The organism is Gulosibacter sediminis, from assembly GCF_023370115.1.
In the GTDB taxonomy this organism is placed as follows: Bacteria; Actinomycetota; Actinomycetes; order Actinomycetales; family Microbacteriaceae; genus Gulosibacter; species Gulosibacter sediminis_A.
Genome location: NZ_CP097160.1, coordinates 2,297,082 through 2,320,192 on the forward strand (window position 1 = coordinate 2,297,082; position 23,111 = coordinate 2,320,192).

The window sequence follows — 23,111 nt, forward strand, 5'->3', positions numbered from 1 at the left end:
CCCGGCGGCGGGTTGCGCCGACCGGGCCCTGTCGTGGGGTACAGCGGGAGTGGCTAGCGAGCGCCGGCCTGCTCAAACTGCGCGCCCGGCTTGGCCGCCGCATCCTCGGCCGCGTCGTGCTCGTCGGCGCCGTGGTCGTCGGCGCCGAGCGTCGACTCGTCGAACGGCAGCTGGCCCGAGAGCACGAGGCGCACGCGCTCCATGTCGACCTGTTTCGTCCAGGTGCCGATGAGCAGGGTCGCGATCGCGTTGCCGCTGAAGTTCGTGATGGCCCGGCCCTCCGACATGAAGCGATCGATGCCCACGATGACGCCGACGCCGCCGACGAGGTCGGGGCGGTAGGCCTGCAGGCCCGCGGCGAGCGTCGCGAGGCCCGCGCCGGTGACGCCCGCGGCGCCCTTCGAGGCGATGATCATGAACACGAGCAGGCCGATCTGCTCACCGATCGACATGGGCGAGCCCATGCCAGAGGCGATGAAGAGCGACGCCATCGTGAGGTAGATCGCGGTGCCGTCGAGGTTGAACGAGTAGCCCGTCGGCACCGTGATGCCGACGACGGGCTTCGCGACGCCGAGGTGCTCCATCTTCGCGATGAGACGCGGCAGCGCCGACTCCGACGAGCTCGTGCCGACGATGAGCAGGTACTCGCGGCCGAGGTAGCCGATGAGGCGGAACACGTTCACCCGAGTGAAGGCGTACAGCAGCGTGCCGAGCACCACTACGACGAAGAGGAAGCAGGTGATGTAGAACGCGACCATGAGCAGGCCGAGGCTGAAGATCGCGCTGATGCCGGTCTTGCCGATGACGGCGGCGATCGCGCCGAACGCGCCGATCGGGGCGAGCCAGAGGATCATGCTGAGGATGCGGAAGACGAGCGTCTGCAGCTGCTTCACGACGCCGAGGATCGGCGTGCCGCGCTTGCCGAGCCCCTGCAGCGCGAAGCCCGTGATGAGCGCGATGAAGAGCACCTGCAGCACGTTCTCGCCGGTGAATGGGGCGAAGAAGGTCGTCGGGATGATGCCGAGCAGGAAGTCGGTCGTGCCCTGCGCCTCGGCAGTCGCCTCGTAGGTCGAGCCCGCCATGTTCAGGCCGTCGCCCGGGTGGATGATGTTGCCCACGACGAGGCCGATCGCGAGCGCGAACGTCGACATCACCAGGAAGTAGATGAGCGCGAGGCCGCCAATCTTGCCGACCGTCGCGGCCTTCGCGATCGAGCCCACGCCGACGACGATCGTGCAGAAGATGATCGGCGCGATCATCATCTTGATCAGCCCGACGAACGCGGTGCCGAGCGGTTCGAGGCCGATCGCGAAGTCGGGTGCCGCGAGCCCGACGATCGCGCCGAGCACGACCGCGAGAATTACCGAAACGTAGAGCCAGGTGTGCTTGTCCCAGCCGGCGATCCCGCGCGGTTTTGCCGCATCCCGGGTCGCACCCGTGGGTGTCTGATTCGAAAGAGCCATCATTGCCTCCGTTGTGAACTTCGTTGTCACGTGCGGGCGGGCACCCGTACTGCCCTTTACCCTGGTGTGTGCACGCGCGCGGGCCCCGCTTGTGGTCGTATTGGTCTTCGCGCGCACGTCGATCGCACACGAGGGGGTGAGCCCGATGGCACGATTTCGCTGGAGCGCCGCGACGCTCGTGTTCGTGCTCGTCGCGCTCGCCTCGGCCCTGTTCATGGCGGTCACGTCGACCTACCTCGTTATCGACGCACGGGCCGATGCCCGCGGCGACGCCACGGTAACGACACACGCCGTGTCAATCGCACTCGCCGACTCGCCGCTCGTGCGCGAGGCGCTCGCGGGCGACGACGCCGCCGCAACCGAGACCCTCCAGCCCGTCGTGAACGAGGTCGAGCACGACGCCGGCCTCGACTTCGTGACGATCATGCGCCCCGACGGCACGCGCGTCACGCATCCGACCGACGCGCAGGTCGGCGCGCACTACCTCGGCACGATTCCGGATGCGCCCGAGCCGCTCTCGGAGGAGTTTGTCGGCTCGCTCGGCGCCTCGATTCGCACGATCGTGCCAGTGCTCGACGACGACCGCGTAATCGGCTGGGTCTCGTCGGGCATCACGATCCGGAGCATCGACGCGGGACTGCCGCAGCGGCTCGGGGCCGTCGCAGTCGTGTCGCTGTTCGTGCTGCTCCTCGGGCTCGGTGGCGCGGTGCTGGCGCGCCGGGGCATTCGTCAGCTCGCCGGAGATCTTCCCACCTCGACCATCCGCGACGCGGTGTCGTCGCGCGAGTCGCTGCGCACGCTGAGCTCCGCGATGCGCGCCCAGGCGCACGAGCACGGCAACCGCCTGCACGCGGCCGTCGGCCTGCTCGAGCTCGGGCGCACCGACGAGGCGATCAGCATCCTCACCGAAACCGCGGGCCGGCAGCAACTGCTGCTCGACATTGCGGCCGACGGCAGCCGGCTCGAGCCCGCCGTGCAGGCGCTGCTGCTCGGCAAGGCATCGGCCGCGGCCGAGCGCGGCATCGAATGGTCGATTGAGATCGACCCCGAGGCGCCCCGTTCGACGCTGAGCGCCGTCGACGCCGTCTCGGTGTGCGGCAACCTCATCGACAACGCCCTCGACGCGGCGGGCGAGGGCGGGACCCCACGCTGGGTCGAGGTGTCGATCATGCCCGGCGAGGACGGCGCGGCCGTCTTCGCGATCGCCGACAGCGGGCCCGGCTTCGCGCCCGGCATCGAGGCGCGGATGTTCGAGGAGGGCGTGTCGTCGAAGCCGAGTGACGCGTCGGGTCGCGGCGTCGGCCTCGCCCTCGTACGATCAATCGTCGATGCGGTCGGTGGCACGATCGAAGTGAGCAAGGCACCGACGCTGTTCACGGTGACGCTGCCGGGCCGCGCCGTGCAGGAGGAGAATCAACGGTGATTAATGTGCTGCTGGTCGACGACGAGCCCCTCGCGCTCGAGGCGCATCGCGAGTACATCGGGCGGATCGACGGCTTTCGCGTCGTCGCCGAGGCCGCCGGGGCACGGGCCGCGCTCGATCGACTGGCCCCGAGCATCCGCGGCGGAGCCAGCGATGCGATCGACCTCGTGCTGCTCGACATGACGATGCCCGACGGCACCGGCATCGACGTGCTCCGCTACGCGCGAGCGAAGGCAACCCCGGTCGATGTGATCGCGCTCACGAGCGTGCGCGACCCCGAGGTGGTGCGGCAGGTGATCATGCTCGGCGCCGTGCAGTACCTCGTAAAACCGTTCACCTTCGCCGATGTTCGCGAGCGACTCGAGCAGTATCGCGACTATCGTGCGCGGGTACTCGATGCATCCGGCGCCGCAACGCAGTCGGAAATCGACGCGATGCTCGGCGCGCTGCGGCCGGCGCCGACGGCGCTGCCGAAGGGGCTGTCACCCCAGTCGCTCGAGGCGGTGCTCGGGGTCGTGCGCGCGCGGGCGCAGGTGACGGCGGCCGAGGCGGCCGAGGTGGCGGGGATATCGCGCGTGACGGCGCGGCGCTACCTTGAGCACCTGGCCGAGCTCGGCAGGGTCGAACGCGTGGCGCACTACGGCACGGGCGGGCGGCCGCGCTCGGAATACCGCTGGCGCGACGTGCCGTAGCTGTTCTCTGTGAAGTTGCGACCGGCATGACGTGATTGGTTGTGCGCCGTCAGGGACGCGACGCGACGCGAACGGCTGTGGCGCGCTCAGCGACAAGTGGCGCGATGCTGACGGCGCCACTTGTCGCTGGCAGCGCCACTTCGCGCCTTCGGTGCCGCCCCAACCGAGACACTCCTGGTTCGTGTGACGCTGGCGAAGTGGCGGGGCAGCGGCGAGCCGACGGCGGTGGCCTCCGGCAGCGACAGCCCCAGCGCGCGTGCCGGGTTGCCGCACGCGGCCCTCGAGGCGATGCTCGCGCGGCGCGACTACGCCCGCGCATCCGCCGACACCAAAACGCCCCGGTCACCTTCGCGCTATTGCGCGGATGACCGGGGCGTTTGCTGTCGGAGCCGCCTACCAGAATCGAACTGGTGACCTATTCATTACGAGTGAATCGCTCTACCGACTGAGCTAAGGCGGCTTGCCGCCTGTGACAGGCGACACGAAATCTTATCGTACGTTTCGTGTCCCGCGCCACTCGGGGCCAATCAGCGCTTGGCCCAGATGAACGGAGGCTTCGCCTGCTCCTCCTCGTGCGCGGCGTCGAGCGGGATGCCACGGCGCTCGCGCAGCAGCAGCGTGGCAATCGTCGCAACGAGCACGAGACCGATCAGATAGATACCCACCGAGGTCGTGCTGCCGGTCGCCTGTACGAGCGCGGTTGCGATGAGCGGGGCGAAGGCACCGCCAAGAATCGCGCCGAGGGCGTACGAGATCGAGGCGCCCGAGTAGCGCACGGATGCAGGGAACAACTCGGCAAAGTAGGCCGACTGCGGTCCGTAGCTAAGTCCGAGGCCCGCCGCGAAGAACGAGACACCGACGGTCAGCGTCACGACGTTCTGGCTGCTGATCGACCAGAGCATCGGGAAGATCGCGACGAGCAGCACCGTCCAGCCGATGAGATACATAGCACGGCGACCGATGCGGTCGGATAGGAATCCTCCGATGACGGTAAATACGCCCCACGACACCGACGAAATCGCCATAGAGATGAGCACCGCGGTGAGGTTCATATTGCCGTTCGTCGGCGCGACAGCCTGGTTCTGAATGAACCCGCCGGCGATCATGTAGCCCGCGCCGTTGTTGCCGGCGAAGGTAAGCGCTGCGATGAGCACGAGCGGCGTGTGTCGACGGAACAGCGTGACGAGCGGTACGCGGGCCTTCTGACTCTTCTTCTCCATTTCACGGAACACCGGGCTCTCTTCGACGGAGTGACGCACGACAAGGCCGACAACAACAAGCAGCGCGCTCAGCATGAAGGGCACACGCCAGCCCCACTCGAGGTAGGCGTCGCCCGGCGCGATGATGGTCATGAGCGCGATGACACCGCTCGCAAGCAGCATGGCAATGGGGGTTGCGACCTGCGGCGCGACGCCGAAGGCGCCCCGCTTGTTCGTCGGTGCGTACTCGACCGCCATGAGTGCGGCGCCGCCCCACTCACCGCCCGCCGAGAGGCCCTGAAGTATGCGCAGCGACGCGAGCAGGATTGGCGCCATGATGCCGATGTCGTGGTAAGTCGGCAAGAGCCCGACGAGGAACGTCGCGACACCCATTATCACGAGTGTGGCGACGAGGATTCGCTTGCGACCGAAGAGGTCACCGAGGTGGCCGCAAATCATCGCACCGAGCGGGCGGAACAGGAAGCTCAGGCCGATCGTGGCGAACGAGATGAGCAGGCCGAGTTCGGCGCCGGCGGGCTCAAAGAAAAGCGTATTGAAGACCAGCGCGGCCGAGCTGGCGTAAATGAAGAAGTCGTACCACTCGATCGTGGTACCGATCATCGAGGCAGCGACGACTTTGCGCCGTTCGCTGCGTAAATCAGTCGGGTTTGTGGCGTGCGTGAGGGTGGCGTTCGACATCCGTGACTCCGTTGTCAGTTGCGGTTCGAGCTGTGATATAGCTTGTATATCACATGGATATCAGGTGCTCAACGAGGAGAGATTGATGTCGCAAGAGGGAATCGACCGCCGCGGAGGCGAGCTCTTTCAACAGGAGGGCCAGGACGGCCTGCTGCATCGCGCGTTTCTGCGAGGCGCCGGACACAGCGCCGAGGAGGTGCGCCGCTCACCCGTGATCGGAATCGCGTCGACCGCGAGCGAGCTCAACCCCTGCAACCAGGGACTTTCGGGACTGGCCCGGCATGTGAAGGCCGGCATCACGGCGGCCGGTGGTCTGCCCCTCGAGTTCCCGACGATTTCGATCTCCGAACCCTTCTCACGCCCGACCAGCATGGTGCTGCGCAACCTGTTGTCGATGGACGTCGAGGAGATGATCAATGCGGCGCCCCTCGACGGCGTCGTGCTGCTCGGCGGCTGCGACAAGACCATCCCGGCCCAGATGATGGGCGCCGTGAGCGCGAACATCCCCGCGCTGATCCTCGCGGCGGGGCACCGGCCCGTGTCGAGATACCAGGACAACGACAAGTTCACTGTCGACGACATCTGGCCGGTCTGCGAGTCCCGCCGCATTGGCGACGTCGACGACGCGTCGTGGGCCGAGCTCGAGGCGAGCGCCAACATCGGTGTCGGCACCTGCAACGTGATGGGCACCGCCACGACGATGGCGGTCATCGCCGAGGTGCTCGGCTTCGCTCCCCCGGGCTCCTCGCTGCCTTCGGCCGCGAGCAAGGCCCGCATGGACATCGCCCGCCTCACCGGCGAACAGATCGTCGAGCACGTGCGGGCACAGCGGCTGCCCGCCGCGCGCATCACGCTCGAGTCGCTCGAGAACGCATTCCGCGTCGTCGCCGCGCTCGGCGGCTCAACCAACGCGCTGATTCATCTCGAGGCCATCGCCGGCCGGGCCGGGCTCCGCATCGGCTTCGGCCGGTTCCGCGAGTGGAGCAATACGACTGAGCTGCTCGCGAACGTGCGCCCGACCGGCGACCACCTCCTCGACGAGCTCGACCGCGCGGGCGGCGTGGTCGAGGTGATGCGGCGGCTCGGCACACGCATCCACCCCACGACGCTGACCTCGAACGGCACGTCATGGGGTGAGGTCCTCGCCGAGCAGCCACAGAAGTCCGGGCCCGCGATTCGCGACGACGCGAGCGCCCCCGAGGCAAACGCAGGCCTCCGGATGTTGCGCGGCAACCTCGCGCCGGAGGGCTGCGTCATGAAACTCAACCCGGGCATGCCGACGCAGTTTCTCGGCAAGGCGATCGTGTTCGATGGGCTCGATGACCTCCACGCACGCATCGACGACCCGGCCCTCGAGGCCGACGAGAACAGCATCCTCGTGCTCCGCGGCCTCGGTGTGCGGGGCGCCCCCGGCATGCCGGAGGTCGGGCACATCCCGATCCCAGAGCAGCTGCAGCGCCGCGGCGTCACCGATCTGCTTCGCATTTCGGATGCGCGCATGAGCGGCACCTCGACCGGCTCCGTCGTGCTCCATGTCAGCCCCGAAGCAGCCGTCGGAGGCCCCCTCGCCCAGCTCAACACGGGCGACACCCTTTTCGTCGACGCGATCGCGGGCACGATAGAGCACCGCGTTCCCGCCGAGGAGTTCGAACGCCGCCCGGCCGCCACGCCGCCTGCCCCCGCGGAGCGCGGGTACCGGTGGCTGTTCCAGCAGTACGTCACGCAGCCGCACGAGGGGTGCGACTTCACGTTCCTCGAATCGAACGGGACGCCCAAATGACTACCCGCGCGACACCGCAAATCGGCATGGTCGGCGCCGGAGTTATGGGGCTCCCTCTGGCTCGACGCCTCACCGACGCTGGCCATGGACCCCTGGTCTGGCTAAGGAGCGAGGCGAAACTGCAGGTGCTCAAGGCCGAGGGGCTCGCGGCGACGACCGAGCGCGCCGAGCTGCGCGGCCGCGACGTCGTCGTGTCGTGCCTGCTCGACGAGCATGCGGTGCGGGAGGTTTACTTCGGGTCTGACGGCCTCGCGTCGCTCCTCGATCCAGGCGCCCTCATCGTCGAGCACGCCACGCTCGCGCCCGAGTTCGTCGTCGAGACAGCGGCCGAGCTCGCGAAGCTTGGCATCCGGTTCGCGGATGCCCCGGTCTCGGGTGGGCCAGCCGGCGCCGAGCAGGGCACACTCTCGGCAATGGTCGGCTGCGTCTCCAGCGACTTCGACGAGATCGAGGCACTGCTGCAGCCCACGTGCGCGAGCGTCGTCCGCGCCGGCCCGGTCGGCGCCGGTGAAACCCTCAAGCTCGTCAATCAGTTCCTTGTCGCGGCGCACTCGGTCGCCGCCGCGGATGCCGCCGCGCTGCTGCGGCAAGCCGGCGTGGCACCGGACGTCGCGCTCCAGGCCCTGTCGGGCGGCTGGGCCGGCTCGCGCCGCCTCGAGCTACAGCTGGTCGACTCGATGACCGGCGAGTTTGCGCCCGACGGCGCGGGGCTCACGAAGTTCGAGAAGGATCTTCGCCACGTGCACGAGCTCGTCGCAAGCTCCGGCGTGCGCAGCGCACTCCTCCCGAGCATCGAGGCGAGCTGGTTTGCGGCGAGCGGTGCGCACCCCGACGCATCCTTCGCCGCCCTCGTGACCTCGTCGCTGCCCGACACCGCTCCCGTAACCGACCCGAACGTAACAGAGTAGGACCCACCATGAAGAGCGCCATCGTCACCGGCTCGACCAGCGGCATCGGCAAGGCCACCGCGCTTCGTCTATACGAGCGGGGGTACGGCATCGTGTTCAACGGCTACCGCACGCAGCAGCAGGGCGACGAGCTCGTGGCGCAGCTCGGCGAGCGCGCTGCCTACGTCGATGGAGACGTTGGCGACTCATCGGTAGCCGCGCTGCTGCGCGATCGCGCGCTCGCAGAGTTCGGCCGACTCGACCTCGTCGTGAACAACGCGGGCATCGCAAAGCCGATCCCCCACCCCGACCTGCAGGCCGTCGAGGACGACTTCTGGGATACGGTCATGCGCACGAACCTCAAGGGCCCATGGAACCTCGTGCGGGCCTGCGCCGGAGCCCTGGCCGAGGCGAAGGGACAGGTCATCAACGTCGCCTCGATCGCGGGGCTCTCGGTTGACGGCAGCTCGATCCCGTACGCCGTCTCCAAGGCTGGCGTCATCCACCTGACGAAGCTCCTCGCCGTCGCCCTCGGGCCGAGCGTTCGAGTCAACGCCATAGCCCCGGGCTACGTCGACACTCCACTCACGAACTCCTGGACCGCCGCCCGCGAGCGCATCCTCGCCACCGCGCCTGCCGGTCGGCTTGGTGAGGTCGAGGACGCGGCTCAGGCGATCCTCGCGCTCGCCGATCTAGGCTACGTAACAGGCCAGATTCTGGCCGTTGACGGGGGCGTTAGCCTAGTTTGACCGTCGGCTCACTGCCGGACGTCGACGGAGATACCGCGGAGAAGCCATGCAGTCGAGAACAGAATCGCTGCTCGTCGCGATTCGAGACCGAATCCGAACGGCGCAGATAGCCCCGGGCGAAGTGATCGCGGAAAACCAGTTCACCGAAGAGTTCGGTGTCTCACGCACACCGGTGCGCGAGACCTTCCGCCTGCTCACAACCGAGGGCTGGCTCCAGGTGCTTCCCCGCAAGGGCTACCTCGTGCGGCCGCTCAACCTCACCGACATTCGCGAGGTCATGGACATGCGCATCATCCTCGAGCCGGAGCTCGCGGCGCGCGCCGCGATCGCCCCAGCGAGGGAGGCGATCGCCGAGATCGAGGAGATCATCGCGAACCAGCATCAGTCCGGCATCGGCCTTGCCCAGCAGGTTGAGTTCGCGGCCGAGTTCCACGTCAAGGTGGCGATGCTGAGCGGCAACCACCGCGCCGCCTCAACGCTGCGGCCACTCGTCGACGAGATCAATCGGCTGCACTTCGTGTTGCCGGGCCTCGGCGCCCACATCTCGTCGACGACCGAACGCGAGGCGCACGAGTCCATCCTCGCCGCGATCGCTCGCAACGACGGCGAAGCAGCTCGCGCCCTGCAACTCCAACATCTCGAGGAGTCACAGAGCGCGATGCTGCGAGCGTTCTAGCGGGCTAACAGTTGATGTCGCCCTCGGGTAGGTTGCCCGTGATCAGGTAGTCATCGACCGTGCCGATAACGCACTCGCTGCCCTCGTCGTAGGCAATGTGGCCCTCGCCCTCGTATACGAGGAGCGACGCCGACTCGAGCTGCTCGGCGACGGCCTCGGCCCACTTGAGCGGGGTCGCGGGGTCATTCGTCGTCGCGACGACGAGCACGGGGGCCGCGCCGGCACCGACGACGGGCTGCTGTTCGGTCACGCGCGATTGCACGGGCCAGTTCTCGCAGGTGACGTCGCCGACCTCGAGCTGCGCCTCCGACATCGGATCCTGGAACAGCGTGACGTCCTGCAGCTTCTGGTTGAACTCCTTGATCGTCGCCTTGTCGGTCACGAGCGGGTAATCGAGGCAGTTGATCGCGGTGAACGCCTCTTCCTGGTTTGAGTAGTACGTGCCGCTCGGGTCGCGGCCGTTGTACGAGTCGGTGAGCGCGAAGAAGATGCTCGAGTCCTTATTGTGCTCCCACTGCACGAACGCCTGCGTGACGTACTGCCAGCTCGTCTCGTCGTACATGCCCGCGACGATCGCCTGGTAGATGATGCTCGAGGTGAACACGCGGCCGTCGGAGGCGCGCGGGGTCGCCTCGTCGACGTCATTCATGATGTCGCTGATCTCGTCGATCGCGCCGTCGACGCCGCCCGCCTGGTCAAAGGGGCACTCGGCCGCGGTGAGGCAATCCTCGAGGTACGCGCGGATCGAGTCGCTGAACTTCTCCTGCTGGTCGAGGATCACGTCGAACATCGGCACGGTCGGGTCGGTGGCGCCGTCAAGCACGACGCGACCGACCTGCTCGGGGAACATGTCGATGTACTGAGCACCGATGTCGGTGCCGTACGAGAAGCCGAAGTAGTTCAGCGCGCTGCCCTCGCCCACGACGTAGCGGAGCATGTCGAGGTCCTGCACCGTCGACTTCGTGTCGACGTACTCGAGCAGCGGGCCGGTGTTCTCGTAGCAGGAGTCGCCGAACGCGGCGGCCTTCGCCTGCTGATACGCGAGCAGCTCATCCTCGGTCATGTCGGCGTAGCCGTCGGGCACACCGTAGAGGTAGTCGTCCATGCCCGCGTCGTCGACGCAGTAGACCGAGCTCGAGTAGCCGACGCCGCGGGGGTCCCAGCCGACGATGTCGAAGTTCTCGCGCAGCTCGCTCGAGAACATGTAGTCGCCGCTCTGCGCGACGAAGTCGACGCCGCCCGCACCCGGGCCACCCGGGTTCGTGAACAGCGCGCCCTGCGAGTTGCCGCCGGTGGCGGGCAGTTTCACGAGTGCGAGCTCGATGGGCTCATCGGAGCCGGGATCGGCCCAGTTCAGGGGCGCGTCAACGTAGGCGCACTCGGCGGTGTCGTCGGCCGCCGCATACTCCTCGGGGCACTCGCCCCACTCGATGCCCTGCTCGTAAAAGTCTTCGCCGCCCGGCGCGACCGACTCGGGGATGCCAACGGCGCCGTCGCTGTCGCCGTCGGTCTCTTCCTCGTTCGTCTGCTGCTCGTCGGGCGTCTGCAGCTCCTGAATCAGGGTGCAGCCGCTGAGCACGAGGGATGCGGTGAGCGTGATCGCCCCGGCGCCAATCAGTCTTGCTCGTCGTCGCTTCGCTGCTTCTCGCATCGGTGTCCTCTCAGCGCGGGCTTCGGGCGGGGTCGCGCTAGCTCGAGCCGATGGCGTAACCGATCAGCAATTCCTCGAGCGCGAGCTGCGGCGGCACATTTGCCGCCAATCGTTCGCGCACCAGCGCAATTGCCTCAATGCTAGCGATCGTGTGCGACGCGGGCGCACGATTTGCGACGGCTTCGAGTTCGCCACGCCGAGATTCATTCACGAGCGGCACGCCAACTTGCAACTTCAGCATGAGGAGATCGCGCAGCAGCGACTGTATGTCGGTAAGGATGCGGTCGACGCCGTCGATCGTCGCGCGCTTCGCCCGCTGCTTCTGGTCGCGCTCGAGATCGCGAAAAATGCTCTGCAGCTTGCGCGGCACCGCCTGCCCCGGATCGAGCCCAAGGCTGCGGTAGGTTTCCTGCTTCTCACGCTCGGCCCGATCGGCAAAGTGCGCTTCGCCGTCGGACTTCGCGAGGTCGGCCCACTGCTGCGCCTTGCGCACCGCGTCGCCGGTCGAGGCGAGGCTGAGCACGCCGTCGAGCGACGAGTCGCGTCGCTGCCAGGCCTCAGGCGAGGTGACGAGTCGCGAGGCCATGCCGACGTGCGACTGCGCCTCCCGGGCCGCGCGCATGGCGATCTCGTGGTCGATGCCGTGGCGGCGCTCGAGCAGCTCGGCGACGTCGTCGATCGGCGGCGTCGAGAGCGCGACGACCCGCACGCGCGAGCGGATGGTCGGCAACAGATCGGCCTCGCTCGGCGCGCAGAGCACCCAAACGGTCGAGTCGACGGGCTCCTCGATCGCCTTGAGCAGCGTGTTCGAGGTGCGCTCGATCATGCGGTCGGCGTCCTCCACCACGATGACGCGGTAGTCGGAGTTGACCGGCGAGTTCGAGGCGCGCGTGACGAGCTCGCGCGCCGTACCAATGTCGATTGACACCTTCTCGGTCGCGACTGCCGTGAGATCGGCGTGGCTGCGCGCGGCGACCTGCTGGCAACTCGGGCAGACACCGCAGCCGTTATCGGGGCAGAGCAGCGCGGCCGCGAAGGCGTAGGCGATGGTCGAGCGCCCCGAGCCCGCGGGCCCGGTGACGAGCCACGAGTTCGTGAACGCCTGCGGGTCCTCGGCGCCGCGGCGGGCGCCGAGCACGGCGCGCTGGAAAGTCCCGACCGCGCGCGGCTGGCCGACGACCTCATCCCAGACACTCACGCTTGCTGCAGCTCCTCGAGCTTCGCCGCGACGAGCGCGCGGATTTCCTCGCTCACGAGCCGTTCGGGGCGGTCGGCGTCGACGACGCGGATGCGCTCGGGCTCCTCCTGCGCGAGTTGGAGGAACTGCTCGCGCACGCTGAGGTGGAAATCGAGGCCGAGCGATTCGAGGCGATCGAGGCGGCCGCGACCGGTGCGCATCCGCTGCATCGCGATCTCGGGCTTGAGGTCGAGGAGCACCGTGAGGTCGGGCATGAGCCCGTCGGCGGCCCAGACCGAGAGGTCGCGAATCTGCTGCGAGCCGAGGCCGCGTCCGCGGCCCTGGTAGACGATCGACGAGTCGAGGTAGCGGTCCTGCACCACGATCGCGCCGCGCTCGAGCGCCGGGCGCACGAGCGACTGGATGTGGTGGGCCCGGTCGGCCGCGAAGATGAGTGCCTCGGCGCGGTCCGAGAGGTCGTCGGGGCCGTGAAGCACGATGTTGCGCAGCTGCTGCCCGAGCTCGGTGCCGCCGGGCTCACGCGTCTGCACGACCTCGTGCCCGAGGCCGCGCAACCATTCGACGACGCGAGTGGCGTGCGACGACTTGCCCGCACCATCCCCGCCCTCGAAGGTGATGAACATGCCCCGCGACGCCACTATTCGGCCGACTCGGTGGTGGTCTTCGTCGCGCGCGTCGTCGCCGGCTTCTTGGCCGCGGTGGTCTTGGCGGCGGTCGTCTTCTTCGCCGCGGGCTTCTTCGCGGTGGTGGTCTTGCGCGCGGTGGTCGTCTTCTTCGCCGCCGGCTTCTTGGCCACCGTGGTGCGCTTCTTAGCCGGGCCCTTCGCCCGCTTTTCGGCAATCATCTCGACGGCGCGCGCGAAGGTGATCGTCGCGGCGTCCTGCCCGCGCGGCACCGTGACGTTCGTCTCGCCGTCGGTGACGTACGGACCGAATCGGCCGTCCTTCACCTTGACGACCTTGCCCGACACGGGGTCGGGCTCGGCGAAGTCGAGAATGACGGTCTTCGACTGGCGGTTCGCGTACTTCGGCTGCGCGAAGAGCTCCTGCGCGCCCGCGAGGTCGATCGAGAAGATCGATTCCTCGTCGGGCAGCGAACGCGTGTCGGTGCCCTTCTTGAGGTAGGCGCCGTAGCGGCCGTTCTGCGCGGTGATGTCGTTGCCCGACTCCTCGTCGGTGCCGACGACGCGCGGCAGGCTCAGTAGCTGCAGGGCCTGCTCAAACGTGAGCGTGTCGGGCGACATCGACTTGAAGAGGGATGCGGTGCGCGGCTTCGGCGCGGCCTTCTTGCGCTTCGCGCCCTCGGGCTGCTCGGGTTCGGGAATGATCTCGGAGACGTAGGGGCCGAAGCGCCCGTCTTTCACCACGATGTCGTGGCCCGACTCGGGGTCTTGGCCGAGCACGCGGTCGCCGGCAACGGGCGCGTCGATGAGCTCCTGCACCTTGTCGGCGGTGAGCTCGTCGGGCGCGAGTTCTTCGGGCACATTGATGCGGCGCGGGTCTTCGCCCTCGCCCTGCGCGACCTCGATGTACGGGCCGTAACGGCCGATGCGCAGCGTCGCCGTGTCGGTGAGGCGCGTCGAGTTGATCGCTCGTGCGTCGATGTCACCGAGGTTGTCGACGACCCGGCGCAGGCCCGGGTGGTCGTCGTTGCCGAAGTAGAAGCCGTCGAGCCACTCGACGCGGTCCTGCTCGCCCGAGGCGATGGCGTCGAGGTCGGACTCCATCTGCGCCGTGAAGTCATACTCAACCAAGTCGGTGAAGTGGTCTTCGAGCAGGCGCACGACGCTGAAGGCGGTCCAGCTCGGCACAAGCGCGTTGCCACGACGGTTCACGTAACCGCGGTCTTGGATCGTCGCAATGATCGACGCGTACGTCGACGGGCGGCCGATGCCGAGGTCGTCGAGCACCTTGACGAGGCTCGCTTCGGTGTAGCGCGGCGGCGGAGTCGTCTCGTGCGGCTTCGCCTCGGCGCCCGCGACGTCGACCTGCGCGCCGGTCGTGAGCTCGGGCAGCTTCGCGTTGCCGTCGCTCGCGTCCTGCGAGTTGCGGGTCTCGTCGCGGCCCTCCTCGTACGCGGCGAGGAAGCCACGGAAAGTGATGACGGTGCCCGACACCTGATATTCGGTGGAGATCTTCGTCAACGTGCCCGCCGCATCCGGCAGCTCGTGGGCGGCGCCCGCGAACGTAATGGTCTGGGTCTGGCCCTTCGCGTCGGCCATCTGGCTCGCGACGGTGCGCTTCCAGATGAGGTCGTAGAGCTTGCGCTCGTTGTCGTTGACGCCGCTCAGCTCACGCGGGCGCGAGAACTCGCTGCCCGCGGGGCGAATCGCCTCGTGCGCCTCCTGCGCGTTCTTTGACTTCGAGCCGTAGAAGCGCGGCTTCTCGGGCACCGTCTCGGCGCCGTAGAGTTCGCGAGCCTGGCTGCGGGCCGCGTTGAGCGCCTGCGCCGACAGGTTCGGCGAGTCGGTACGCATATAGGTAATGTGCCCATTTTCGTAGAGCGACTGGGCGACCGACATCGTCTGGCGGGCCGAGAAGCCGAGCTTGCGCGAGGCCTCCTGCTGCAGCGTCGACGTCGTGAACGGCGCGGCGGGGCGGCGGGTGTACGGCTTCGACTCGATGTTCGAGACGGTGACGTCGATGTTGCCCGCCGCGAGCGCGTCAGCGAGGGCCGTCGCGGTCGGCTCGGTGAGGATCGTCGCGTCGCCAGTGAGCTGGCCGTGGTCGTCGAAGTCGCGGCCGGTGGCGACGCGGCTGCCGTCGACGCGCGTGAGGCGCACGCCGAAGGCCTGGCCGGATGCGGCGAGGTCGGCCTCGACGCCCCAGTAGCTCGCGGCGATGAATGCGAGGCGCTCACGCTCGCGGTCGACGATGAGGCGGGTCGCGGCCGACTGCACACGGCCGGCGCTCAGGCCCGGGCCGACCTTGCGCCAGAGCACGGGCGAGATCTCGTAGCCGTAGAGGCGGTCGAGGATGCGGCGGGTCTCCTGCGCGTCGACGAGGTGGTCGTCGATGTCGCGGGTCTTGTCGCGGGCGGCCTCGATCGCCTCCTGCGTGATTTCGTGGAAGACCATGCGCTTGACCGGCACCTTGGGCTTGAGCACCTCAAGCAGGTGCCACGCGATGGCCTCGCCCTCGCGGTCTTCATCGGTTGCGAGGATGAGTTCGTCGGAATCCTTGAGCGCCCGCTTGAGCTCGGTGACGGTCTTCTTCTTCGCGTCGCTGACGACGTAGAACGGTTCGAAGCCGTTCTCGACATCGACCGAGAATTTACCCAGCGAGCCCTTCTTCTGCTCGGCGGGGAGGTTCTTTGGCTCGATCAGGTCGCGAATGTGACCGACCGATGCCATCACCGTGTAGTCGTCGCCCAGGTACTTCGAGATGCTCTTGACCTTGGTGGGTGACTCGACGATGACGAGCTTGTGCGACACGATGTGCTTTCTGTTGCGGGGTTGGGGGTGCGGCGATGTGCGGCTGCGCCCGACGCACACGGGTTGGGGGATGCCCGTGACGGGGAGTGCAGCGCATTCCGACAAAAACTGCCACGTTGCGCAGAGTAGCGCAACATCAGCGTGCGGCGCCGGGGTTCTCCACAGAGCGAAGTCATCCCTTTATATATGCACCCGTCTCCGAGTGTGCCCGAATTCGACCCTACGCGTCGCGTTCGAGCTCGGCGCGCTCGCGCTCGTCGAGGTGCATGATCGCCTTCGTGTCGATGCTCGAATCGGGGATCTTGCGGAATCCCTTCGAGATCACCGCGAGATAGATGATGCCGATCGCGACCCAGACGAGACCGACCGTGAGTGCCTCTGCGCTGAGCGAGAACCAGAGCCACATCGTGAGCCCGAAACCGACGGCCGGCAGCACGCCATAGAGCACGATCGCCTTCGCGCCGCGTTCCTTCGCGTCGATGAGGAAGAACTTGATGACCGCGAGGTTCACCATCGAGAAGGCGGCGAGGGCACCGAAGCTCACGACCGAGATCACGGTGTCGAGGGGCAGCACGAGGGCAAGCAGTGAGACCGCCGCGACCACGAGAATCGCGTTGCTCGGCGTCTGAAAACGCGCGTTGATTTTGCCGAACAGCGGCTGTGGCAGCATCCGGTCGCGACCCATCGAATAGAGCACGCGCGAGGTCGAGGCCTGTGAACTTAGGGCGCTCGCGACACAGCCGACGATGTAGGCGGCGAGGAAGAATGCCTGCAGCGCCGAGCCGCCGACGAGGCCGAACAGCTCGTTCGGTGCCGTGTCGAGGTTTTCGAACGTCGCAGGGTCGGGCCAGACCATGGCGCCGATCCATGAGACGAACACGAACATCACGCCACCGACCACGACGGTGAGCAGCACCGCGCGCGGAACCGTGCGGCGCGCATCCTTCGCCTCTTCGGCGAGGGTCGAGACCGCGTCGAATCCGAGGAACGAGAGCGCGAGGATCGCCGAGCCCGCGACCACGGTCGCGAAGTCGGGCGCAAACGCGAAGGGTGCGGTCGCGCTCGCGTCGGGCGAGAACTTGCCGAGGGCGAGCACCACGAAGAAGACGAGGAACAGCACCTGGAACGCGACGAGCAGCACGTTGATGTTGCGCACGACCTCGATGCCGATGATATTGAGCACCGTGACGAGCGCGATCGCGAGCACGATGACGAGCCACACCGGTACATCCGGGAACTGGCTGTTTACGTAGAGCCCGACGAGCATGTAGTTGAGCATCGGCAGCAGCATGTAGTCGACCATGAGGCCCCAACCGGTGACGAAGCCGACGCCGCGGCCGAACGCCTGGCGCGCGTAGCCGTAGGCGCTGCCAGCGGTCGGCAGACGGCGCACAATGCTCGCGTAGCTCAGCGCTGTGAAGAGCATCGCGATGGTCGTCACGATGTAGGCGAGCGGCAGGCGGCCGCCGGTGATGTCGCTGACGACACCGTAGGTGCTGAAGATCGTGAGCGGCACCATGTAGGCGATGCCGAACATGAGCAGGGTCGGGGTGCCCATCGCTCGCTTGAGCTGCGGCTGGTTCGTGGTCATGCCGTCGTACCTTTCGAAGATGCGTACTGCGCCACCACGACGCCGTCGAGTGTGGTGGCAAGGATGCGAATGTCGGCGACATCGTGTGGTGACGCGGTGATGGGGTCGGCGGCCCAGATAGTGAGGTCGGCGGGTTCGCCCGGCCGCAGACCGCTGCCGGTCTCGCCGATGGATGCGCGACCGGCGGTCGTGTAGCCCGCGAGGATCTGCTCTGGTGTCAGGGCCTGCTGCGCGCCGACCGCCGGGCTGTCTTGGTCGTGCGGGTGCCGGAGCTGCGCATCCGCGAAGGTGATGCGCGGGTCGTACGGCGCGACCGGCCAGTCGCTCGCGAGCGCCTGCACGATGCCAGCCGCCGCGAAGTCGCCCGTGCGGAAGCCTTGCTGGTTGCGGGGCTCGCCGAGGCGCTGCGACCACGAGTCGCCCTGGTCGGGATGCACGAAGAGCGTGCAGTGCGTCGGCTGCACGCACACCGCGATGTTGTGCTCGGCGAGAATCGCGACGGTCTCGTCGTCGGCGAGCTCGAGGTGCTCGATGCGGTGCTGCACGCCGGTCTTCGGCAGCGCCGCGAGCGTCTCAGCGACGAAGCGCACGCCTCGATCGCCGATCGCGTGGGTCAGGGTCGGCACGCCGAGCGAGTGCAGCAGCTGGATGCGCGCGGCGTAGGTCTGCGGGTCATGCCAGAAGCCGGCGCGACCCTCGCCCTCGGTGTCGGGTTCGTGCAGCCACGCGGTGCCGTTGTCGATCGTGCCGTCGATGAACAGCTTCACGCCCTCGTAGCGCCAGCGGCGACCATGCCGGCCGAGGCCAGCGACGAGCTCGCGCACCTGCAGCTCGCTGAGGTCGGGTGTGCACCACGGCGCGATGCGCAGGCGCAACGGCAGTTCACCGCGGCGCTCGAGTTCCTCGAGCACGTCGGTGACCGCGTCGCCGCCCTGCGCATCCGCCACGACGAGCGAGGTGAGGCCGGTCGCGGCCATGCCGTGCAGCAGCGCGTCGAGCTTGTCGGCCCGCGTCGTGAGCGGCTCCTGCGGCACGAGGTCGGCGATTTCTCCCATCGCCGCGAACTCGAGCGCGTGGCCCGAGAGCCGGCCGTCGGCGCGCGCCGTGAAGCCGCCGCCGTCGACGGTGCGGTGGGGCTCGGTGACGCCGACCTCGCGCAGCGCCGCGTCGGAGAGCAGCGCCGAGTGGGCGTCGAAGAGCATGAGGTAGACGGGCAGGTCGGGGCCGACCGCCTCGTGGATGGTCGTGTTGTCGACCGGGCCCTCGAGCGCGTTCGGGGCGAGGCCCCAGCCGAAGAGCCACTCGCCCTCGGGGAGGTCTGCCGCGCCGCTCGTGAGTGCCGCGATGATCTCTGGCCGCGTCTCGAGGCCGGTGAGGTCGACGCCGCGGGCCATTGCGAGGCCCCAAATGGGGTGGCTGTGGCCGTCGATGAGGCCCGCCGTGATCGTGGCGCCAGGGTACTCGAGCACCTCGGCGTCGGTATGCGCCCTGCGGAGCTCCTCCCACTCCCCGACCGCGGCGATCTGGCCGTCGGCGACTGCGACGGTGTCGCCGAGCACGCGCTCGGGCGACCGCACGGTGCGTGCACGGAACAGGGTGGTGGCAGTCGTCATGTAGGCGCCCTCCATTGGGTGCGACGTGGTTGGTGTCGACGTTTCGGCTGCTGTGCTGAAACGTTTCGACATCTTGTCATGGTGCGGCCGCGACGCGCAAGCATCCCCGTAGGATCGACGACATGGCCGCCGACCGAGTCACGATTCCCCAGCTTGCCCGCGAGCTCGGCGTGAGCGTCGGCACCGTGTCGAGCGCGCTGAGCGGCACCGGCAGGGTGGCGCCGGCAACGCGGCAGCGCGTGATCGACCACGCCGCGGCCCGGGGCTACCGCAAGAACTCGGCGGCGCGAAATTTAAAGGTCGGGGCGACGCAGGCGATCGAGCTGCACCTGCCGCGCAACGCCCGGCACCTCTCGTTCTACATCGACTTCGCGTTTGGCGTCGTCGACGCGGCCGCCGCCGCGGGGCTGGATGTGCTGCTCACGACCGCGGATCGGCCCCGCTCGGGCGGCCTGCTCGCGGCCGACGGCGCCGTATTCATCGACGCCGAGGAGGACTCGGAGCGCCTCCGCGAGCTCATCGCCTTTGGGGTACCGGTGGTCGCGGCCGATGGCGCGCCCGTGTCCGGACCGCACCCGAACCTGTCGATCGACATCGACTACGACGAGGTCATGGGCCAGCTGCTGCGCTCGGCGTTCGCGTCGGGGGCGCGCCGGCCGATGCTCATCGCGCCCGATCTCTCGCTCGCGTCGTCGTGGCGCGACCGCGTGACGGCCGCGTTCGAGGGCTGGTGCGAGCGGCTCGGAGTGCCGGCAGCGGTGCGGATGTTCCCCGTCAACGGGCCGGATGCCGACATCGTCGCCCTCGTGCGTGGCGAGCTTGAGCAGCCGGATGCGCCCGACTCGATGATCTTCGCCGGCCAGCGGCTCGCCGCGGTGTGCTCGGCCGCCCTGCGCCTCGGCTACGCCGATTCCGCCGTGCCCTGGATCGCCTCGTGCGCTGGCGACCCGCTCAGCGAGGTGAATGCGCCGCAGATCTCGGCGCTCGATACCCAGCCGCACGAGTTTGGTCGCCGGTCGGGCGAGGCGCTCGCGGCACTCATTTCCGCGGGCCAGCTATCGTCGGCCACGCACGAGGTGTGGCCGACCCGCATCGCCTGGGCAGAGCACTGGCAACGGGTCGACTAACCGCCGCGAAGTACCCACGCCGAACGAGGAGTCCGACCGCCATACGTCACGAGTTCACCGAAGTTCTCAACGACCTCATCGACTATTTCCTCCTCGCCGACATTCGGGCGCTGCGCGATTTCGCGACGCGCGAGGAGCTCCCCGCGGATCTCGCGACCGAGTTCACGACCACCGAGGCCGCCGACCGCGCGGTCGAGTCGGGCGTGCTGCTGCTCATCCCCGGTGTCGAGAACCTGCCCTACACCGTGGCGTTCGTCACGGCGCCGGACGCACCCCGGCTGCTCGAGCCGGGTGCCCAGCTCGAGCACCGCGGCGACGGCTACGCGCTGCACGTCGAGCACGGTTCGCTCGAGCTGTTCACGTGGCACGTCCTCGGAGAGTTCACGGAGAGCACCGTGGATGCACTGCTCGAGCGGTACGCCGGCTACGGCGGGCCGCGGGTCGAGCTCGAGAACGGCTGGTACCGCGTCGACGGACTCGCCGGGTGGCTCGACGCGGCCGACGGACCCGAGCCCGCCTTCGAGTTCGCGCTCACCAAGGTCGACGCGCGCCCCGCAGAGGCGAACGTCGACCTGGCCCGGCGCTACTCACTTGAAGAGGACTGAGCCCGCGGCTCCTGAACTCGCGTCGCCTACCCGATGACCTCGACGGAGTAGGCCAGCACGGTGATGGCGGTCGCGGTGCCTCCGATGGTGGTGTCGTAGGACGTCGACCCCTGCACCTCGACCAGGAGCTTGACGGTGTCGCCGGCGATTACGGTGGACAAGAGGTCGTCGCTGGCTGCCAGCACGATCGTGTTGATCTCGTAGTCGTACCACCTGCCAAGCTGTTCGCCTGAGGTATTCACACGGATGCCGTAGGTCCCCATCGCACTGTCGGCCTGCGTCACATAGCCGTACAGCACGTACTTCTCGCCCGTGTGGCTGTTGGCATCGCGCTCGAGCAGCTGCCAGTCGCGGTCGGAGATCGTGCCGTAGTTCGCGGGGTCGGTCTTCGCCTTCTCTTCTTCGGCCACAACCCAGGCCTCGTTGCTGGTTTCGACGTTGTCCGATGCACTCTCGACGTCGTCGACGGCGCCCTCGAGGTCAGCCAGCGCCTCCGAGTAGCCATCAGCCTCGGCGTGGTCCGACTCGAGCCCCAGCTCCCATTCGAGGGAGTCGATCGCGTCCGCGAGTTCCGTGCGCGTGGCGTCGTTGTCGACCTGACCGGAGGTCGTTTCGAGGAGGCTCTGCGCATCGGCGATGACGTCGTTGGCGTGACTCACGTAGTCGTCGTAGTCGTCCCTGGCCAGCAGCGCGGAACCCAGGTCGGCCGTCAGCGCAAGAATGTCCTGGCGCACCTCGTAGATTTCGTCGGCCTGTGCCCGGATCGTGAACGAGTACGGGTGGGGTTCGTCGGCGTCGAGCAGCGCGCTGGCTGCCTGGACATCGCTCTCGATGTCTGCGACTAGGCTCGCTTCGTAGCCCTCGGGCACTTCACTGAGCAGCGACTCGGAGTCGGAAATGACGCCCTCGAGCTTGCTGACCTGCTCGCGATAGTCGGCCAGGTTCGGCTGGTTCACCAGCGGAGGCACGATCAGCGCGGCGGCGAGCACAACCACCAGTGCGCCGATCGCGATGCCGACCCGCGCCTTGCGCGACGGCGTCTTCCGCTTCTTCAGCCGCGCACGGGTCGGCCCCTGAGCCGGCGTGCCCGCGCCCCGGTTGTGCATCGTGGCAGGCGTGGGCCGGCCGAACTCGGGGTTGGGGTTGGGAACCGGCTGCGGGGGCTGCTGCAGCGGCGGGAGCTGCGGCATGCGGTTGTCGGAGAACGGAACGCGGTCGTTGGAGCCAGCTACGCCATCAGTCATGGTGGTGTGCGTCTTTCTCGGAAGGCAGCCCGGAGCCCGGCTGCGAAGCCGCATGAGTGTGATTTCTCACGCACCTGAACTCTCTCCCGAGCCTCCGACATGAAACTCGGTCACGGCACGGAGTCGGGCAGCCCGGCCCTCGACGCCGCCGTCAGGGTGATCCAGCCGAAGTCGAGCGAGACGGTGACGAAGGTCTCGGTGCGGCCGGCGTCGCAGCCGTTGAGGGCGACGCCGTGTTCCGCGGCAATGGCGGCGGCGCGACCGCAGGCGTCTCCCGGGATGCGGCCCGACGCGGTATCGGCCGCCGCGAGCGCCGCCGCATCGGCGGCGACCTGCGCCCGCGTGTTCGCCGCGTGGGCCGCGAGCACGAGGCAGAGCGCGACCGCGATCGACACCGTCGCCCCAATGATCGCCATCGCGAGTACGCTGCCGCTCCCCCGCTCTGCGCGCGCACCGCACCCCACCCGACTCATCCGTCGACGTCCCGGAGCGCGCACGAGGTGGCGTCGGCGCTCACGCCGAGGGATGCGCCGAGCAGGCGGATCGGCACCGTGACGCGCGCGCAGCGAAACTCGCCCGCATCCCACACCTCGGCGCTCGCGCCATCGCCGCGGCCCGAAAGCGCGGCGCCGTAATCGTCACCGCGGGCCGCGAGCCGCGCGACCTCGCCCGCGGAGTCCTGCGCCTGCACGAACGCGGCCGATCCGACGACCGCGCCGACGCAGAGCGCGAGCACGAGCACGACGGCGGGCATGGTGACCGCGAACTCGACCGCAACCGACCCGCGTTCGTCGGCGCGCATCCGTTGCCGGCGCCGCGAACGCGGCCACCACATCCGCATCGTCGCGCCTAACCGAACGCGCTGATGACGAGGTCTTCGATGATCTGGCGCACCGCGTCGGACTGCACGACGGCGACAAGTACGCCGGCCAGCGCTACCGCAGCCATTATCACAATTGCATACTCTGCGGTGGCGGCGCCGCGCTCGTCGCGCAGCAGTCGCTGCAACCAGTTTCGGTCGGGGGATTCGGGTGTCAGGATCTCGGACATTGGCTTCCTCTCGTGGTGGTGGATGCACGGC

At 68.2% G+C, this 23,111-nt stretch carries 20 protein-coding genes and 1 tRNA gene; 8 read left to right on the plus strand and 13 right to left on the minus strand.

What is annotated here, in order from left to right:
* Nucleotides 1-53 precede the first annotated feature (53 nt).
* Nucleotides 54-1,463: a cation:dicarboxylate symporter family transporter gene (locus tag M3M28_RS10535; protein WP_249386421.1), complete on the minus strand. Its 1,410-nt coding sequence runs from the start codon at nucleotides 1,461-1,463 to the stop codon at nucleotides 54-56.
* Nucleotides 1,464-1,608: 145 nt separating this feature from the next.
* Between M3M28_RS10535 and M3M28_RS10540 the strand changes: the two genes are divergently transcribed.
* Both M3M28_RS10540 and M3M28_RS10545 read left to right on the plus strand, forming a co-directional pair.
* A complete protein-coding gene (locus M3M28_RS10540) occupies nucleotides 1,609-2,886 on the plus strand; it encodes an ATP-binding protein (RefSeq protein ID WP_249386422.1) in 1,278 nt (425 codons plus the stop codon).
* Nucleotides 2,883-3,578, plus strand: coding sequence for a response regulator (locus tag M3M28_RS10545; RefSeq protein ID WP_249386423.1), 696 nt, complete (start codon nucleotides 2,883-2,885; stop codon nucleotides 3,576-3,578). The genes M3M28_RS10540 and M3M28_RS10545 overlap by 4 nt, the downstream gene beginning before the upstream one ends.
* A gap of 387 nt (nucleotides 3,579-3,965) precedes the next feature.
* On the opposite strand, the gene M3M28_RS10550 is transcribed toward M3M28_RS10545, so the two are convergent.
* Nucleotides 3,966-4,038: transfer RNA gene (locus M3M28_RS10550), tRNA-Thr, on the minus strand.
* A 67-nt stretch (nucleotides 4,039-4,105) separates the two neighbouring features.
* Nucleotides 4,106-5,476 carry an MFS transporter gene (locus M3M28_RS10555; protein ID WP_249386424.1) on the minus strand — a complete coding sequence of 457 codons (1,371 nt, stop codon included), beginning with the start codon at nucleotides 5,474-5,476 and terminating at the stop codon, nucleotides 4,106-4,108.
* 85 nt (nucleotides 5,477-5,561) lie between these two features.
* Between M3M28_RS10555 and M3M28_RS10560 the strand changes: the two genes are divergently transcribed.
* The 4 genes from M3M28_RS10560 to M3M28_RS10575 are packed head-to-tail and all read left to right on the plus strand — an operon-like array spanning nucleotide 5,562 to nucleotide 9,568.
* The gene (locus M3M28_RS10560) at nucleotides 5,562-7,256 is read left to right on the plus strand and encodes a dihydroxy-acid dehydratase (protein WP_249386425.1); all 1,695 of its coding nucleotides are present in this window, start codon (nucleotides 5,562-5,564) and stop codon (nucleotides 7,254-7,256) included.
* Entirely contained in the window at nucleotides 7,253-8,164 is a 912-nt protein-coding gene (locus M3M28_RS10565) for an NAD(P)-dependent oxidoreductase (protein ID WP_249386426.1), read from the plus strand. The genes M3M28_RS10560 and M3M28_RS10565 overlap by 4 nt, the downstream gene beginning before the upstream one ends.
* 8 nt (nucleotides 8,165-8,172) lie before the next feature.
* The gene (locus M3M28_RS10570; RefSeq protein WP_249386427.1) at nucleotides 8,173-8,892 is read left to right on the plus strand and encodes an SDR family NAD(P)-dependent oxidoreductase; all 720 of its coding nucleotides are present in this window, start codon (nucleotides 8,173-8,175) and stop codon (nucleotides 8,890-8,892) included.
* A 46-nt stretch (nucleotides 8,893-8,938) separates the two neighbouring features.
* A complete protein-coding gene (locus M3M28_RS10575; protein ID WP_249386428.1) occupies nucleotides 8,939-9,568 on the plus strand; it encodes a GntR family transcriptional regulator in 630 nt (209 codons plus the stop codon).
* A gap of 4 nt (nucleotides 9,569-9,572) precedes the next feature.
* Here the strand turns inward: M3M28_RS10575 and M3M28_RS10580 are convergent, their stop codons facing one another.
* The 6 genes from M3M28_RS10580 to M3M28_RS10605 form a co-directional block, all read right to left on the minus strand.
* Nucleotides 9,573-11,219 (minus strand): alpha/beta hydrolase, encoded by a 1,647-nt coding sequence (locus M3M28_RS10580; protein ID WP_249386429.1) that lies wholly within the window; start codon nucleotides 11,217-11,219, stop codon nucleotides 9,573-9,575.
* 37 nt (nucleotides 11,220-11,256) lie between these two features.
* On the minus strand, nucleotides 11,257-12,417 hold the full coding sequence (locus M3M28_RS10585; protein WP_249386430.1) for a DNA polymerase III subunit delta': 1,161 nt from the start codon (nucleotides 12,415-12,417) through the stop codon (nucleotides 11,257-11,259).
* The gene (gene tmk / locus M3M28_RS10590; protein ID WP_249386431.1) at nucleotides 12,414-13,040 is read right to left on the minus strand and encodes a dTMP kinase; all 627 of its coding nucleotides are present in this window, start codon (nucleotides 13,038-13,040) and stop codon (nucleotides 12,414-12,416) included. The genes M3M28_RS10585 and tmk overlap by 4 nt, the downstream gene beginning before the upstream one ends.
* 14 nt (nucleotides 13,041-13,054) lie before the next feature.
* The gene (topA, locus tag M3M28_RS10595) at nucleotides 13,055-15,850 is read right to left on the minus strand and encodes a type I DNA topoisomerase (protein WP_249386432.1); all 2,796 of its coding nucleotides are present in this window, start codon (nucleotides 15,848-15,850) and stop codon (nucleotides 13,055-13,057) included.
* 220 nt (nucleotides 15,851-16,070) lie between these two features.
* On the minus strand, nucleotides 16,071-17,441 hold the full coding sequence (locus M3M28_RS10600) for an APC family permease (protein WP_249386433.1): 1,371 nt from the start codon (nucleotides 17,439-17,441) through the stop codon (nucleotides 16,071-16,073).
* Nucleotides 17,438-19,054 carry an amidohydrolase gene (locus M3M28_RS10605; RefSeq protein ID WP_249386434.1) on the minus strand — a complete coding sequence of 539 codons (1,617 nt, stop codon included), beginning with the start codon at nucleotides 19,052-19,054 and terminating at the stop codon, nucleotides 17,438-17,440. Before M3M28_RS10605 ends, M3M28_RS10600 begins: the two co-directional genes overlap by 4 nt.
* A 122-nt stretch (nucleotides 19,055-19,176) precedes the next feature.
* Here M3M28_RS10605 and M3M28_RS10610 point away from each other — a divergent pair, with 122 nt between their 5' ends.
* Nucleotides 19,177-20,181, plus strand: a complete 1,005-nt coding sequence (locus tag M3M28_RS10610; protein ID WP_249386435.1) for a substrate-binding domain-containing protein — start codon at nucleotides 19,177-19,179, stop codon at nucleotides 20,179-20,181.
* Nucleotides 20,133-20,786 carry a hypothetical protein gene (locus M3M28_RS10615; RefSeq protein ID WP_249386436.1) on the plus strand — a complete coding sequence of 218 codons (654 nt, stop codon included), beginning with the start codon at nucleotides 20,133-20,135 and terminating at the stop codon, nucleotides 20,784-20,786. Before M3M28_RS10610 ends, M3M28_RS10615 begins: the two co-directional genes overlap by 49 nt.
* Nucleotides 20,787-20,812: 26 nt before the next feature.
* Here the strand turns inward: M3M28_RS10615 and M3M28_RS10620 are convergent, their stop codons facing one another.
* The 4 genes from M3M28_RS10620 to M3M28_RS10635 form a co-directional block, all read right to left on the minus strand.
* Nucleotides 20,813-22,030 (minus strand): hypothetical protein, encoded by a 1,218-nt coding sequence (locus M3M28_RS10620; protein WP_249386437.1) that lies wholly within the window; start codon nucleotides 22,028-22,030, stop codon nucleotides 20,813-20,815.
* A gap of 110 nt (nucleotides 22,031-22,140) precedes the next feature.
* Nucleotides 22,141-22,446 carry a helicase gene (locus tag M3M28_RS10625; RefSeq protein WP_249386438.1) on the minus strand — a complete coding sequence of 102 codons (306 nt, stop codon included), beginning with the start codon at nucleotides 22,444-22,446 and terminating at the stop codon, nucleotides 22,141-22,143.
* Between the two features lie 53 nt (nucleotides 22,447-22,499).
* Nucleotides 22,500-22,865 (minus strand): TadE family type IV pilus minor pilin, encoded by a 366-nt coding sequence (locus tag M3M28_RS10630; RefSeq protein ID WP_249386439.1) that lies wholly within the window; start codon nucleotides 22,863-22,865, stop codon nucleotides 22,500-22,502.
* 14 nt (nucleotides 22,866-22,879) lie between these two features.
* Complete coding sequence (locus tag M3M28_RS10635; protein ID WP_249386440.1) at nucleotides 22,880-23,080, minus strand: DUF4244 domain-containing protein; 201 nt, start codon at nucleotides 23,078-23,080, stop codon at nucleotides 22,880-22,882.
* Nucleotides 23,081-23,111 lie beyond the last annotated feature (31 nt).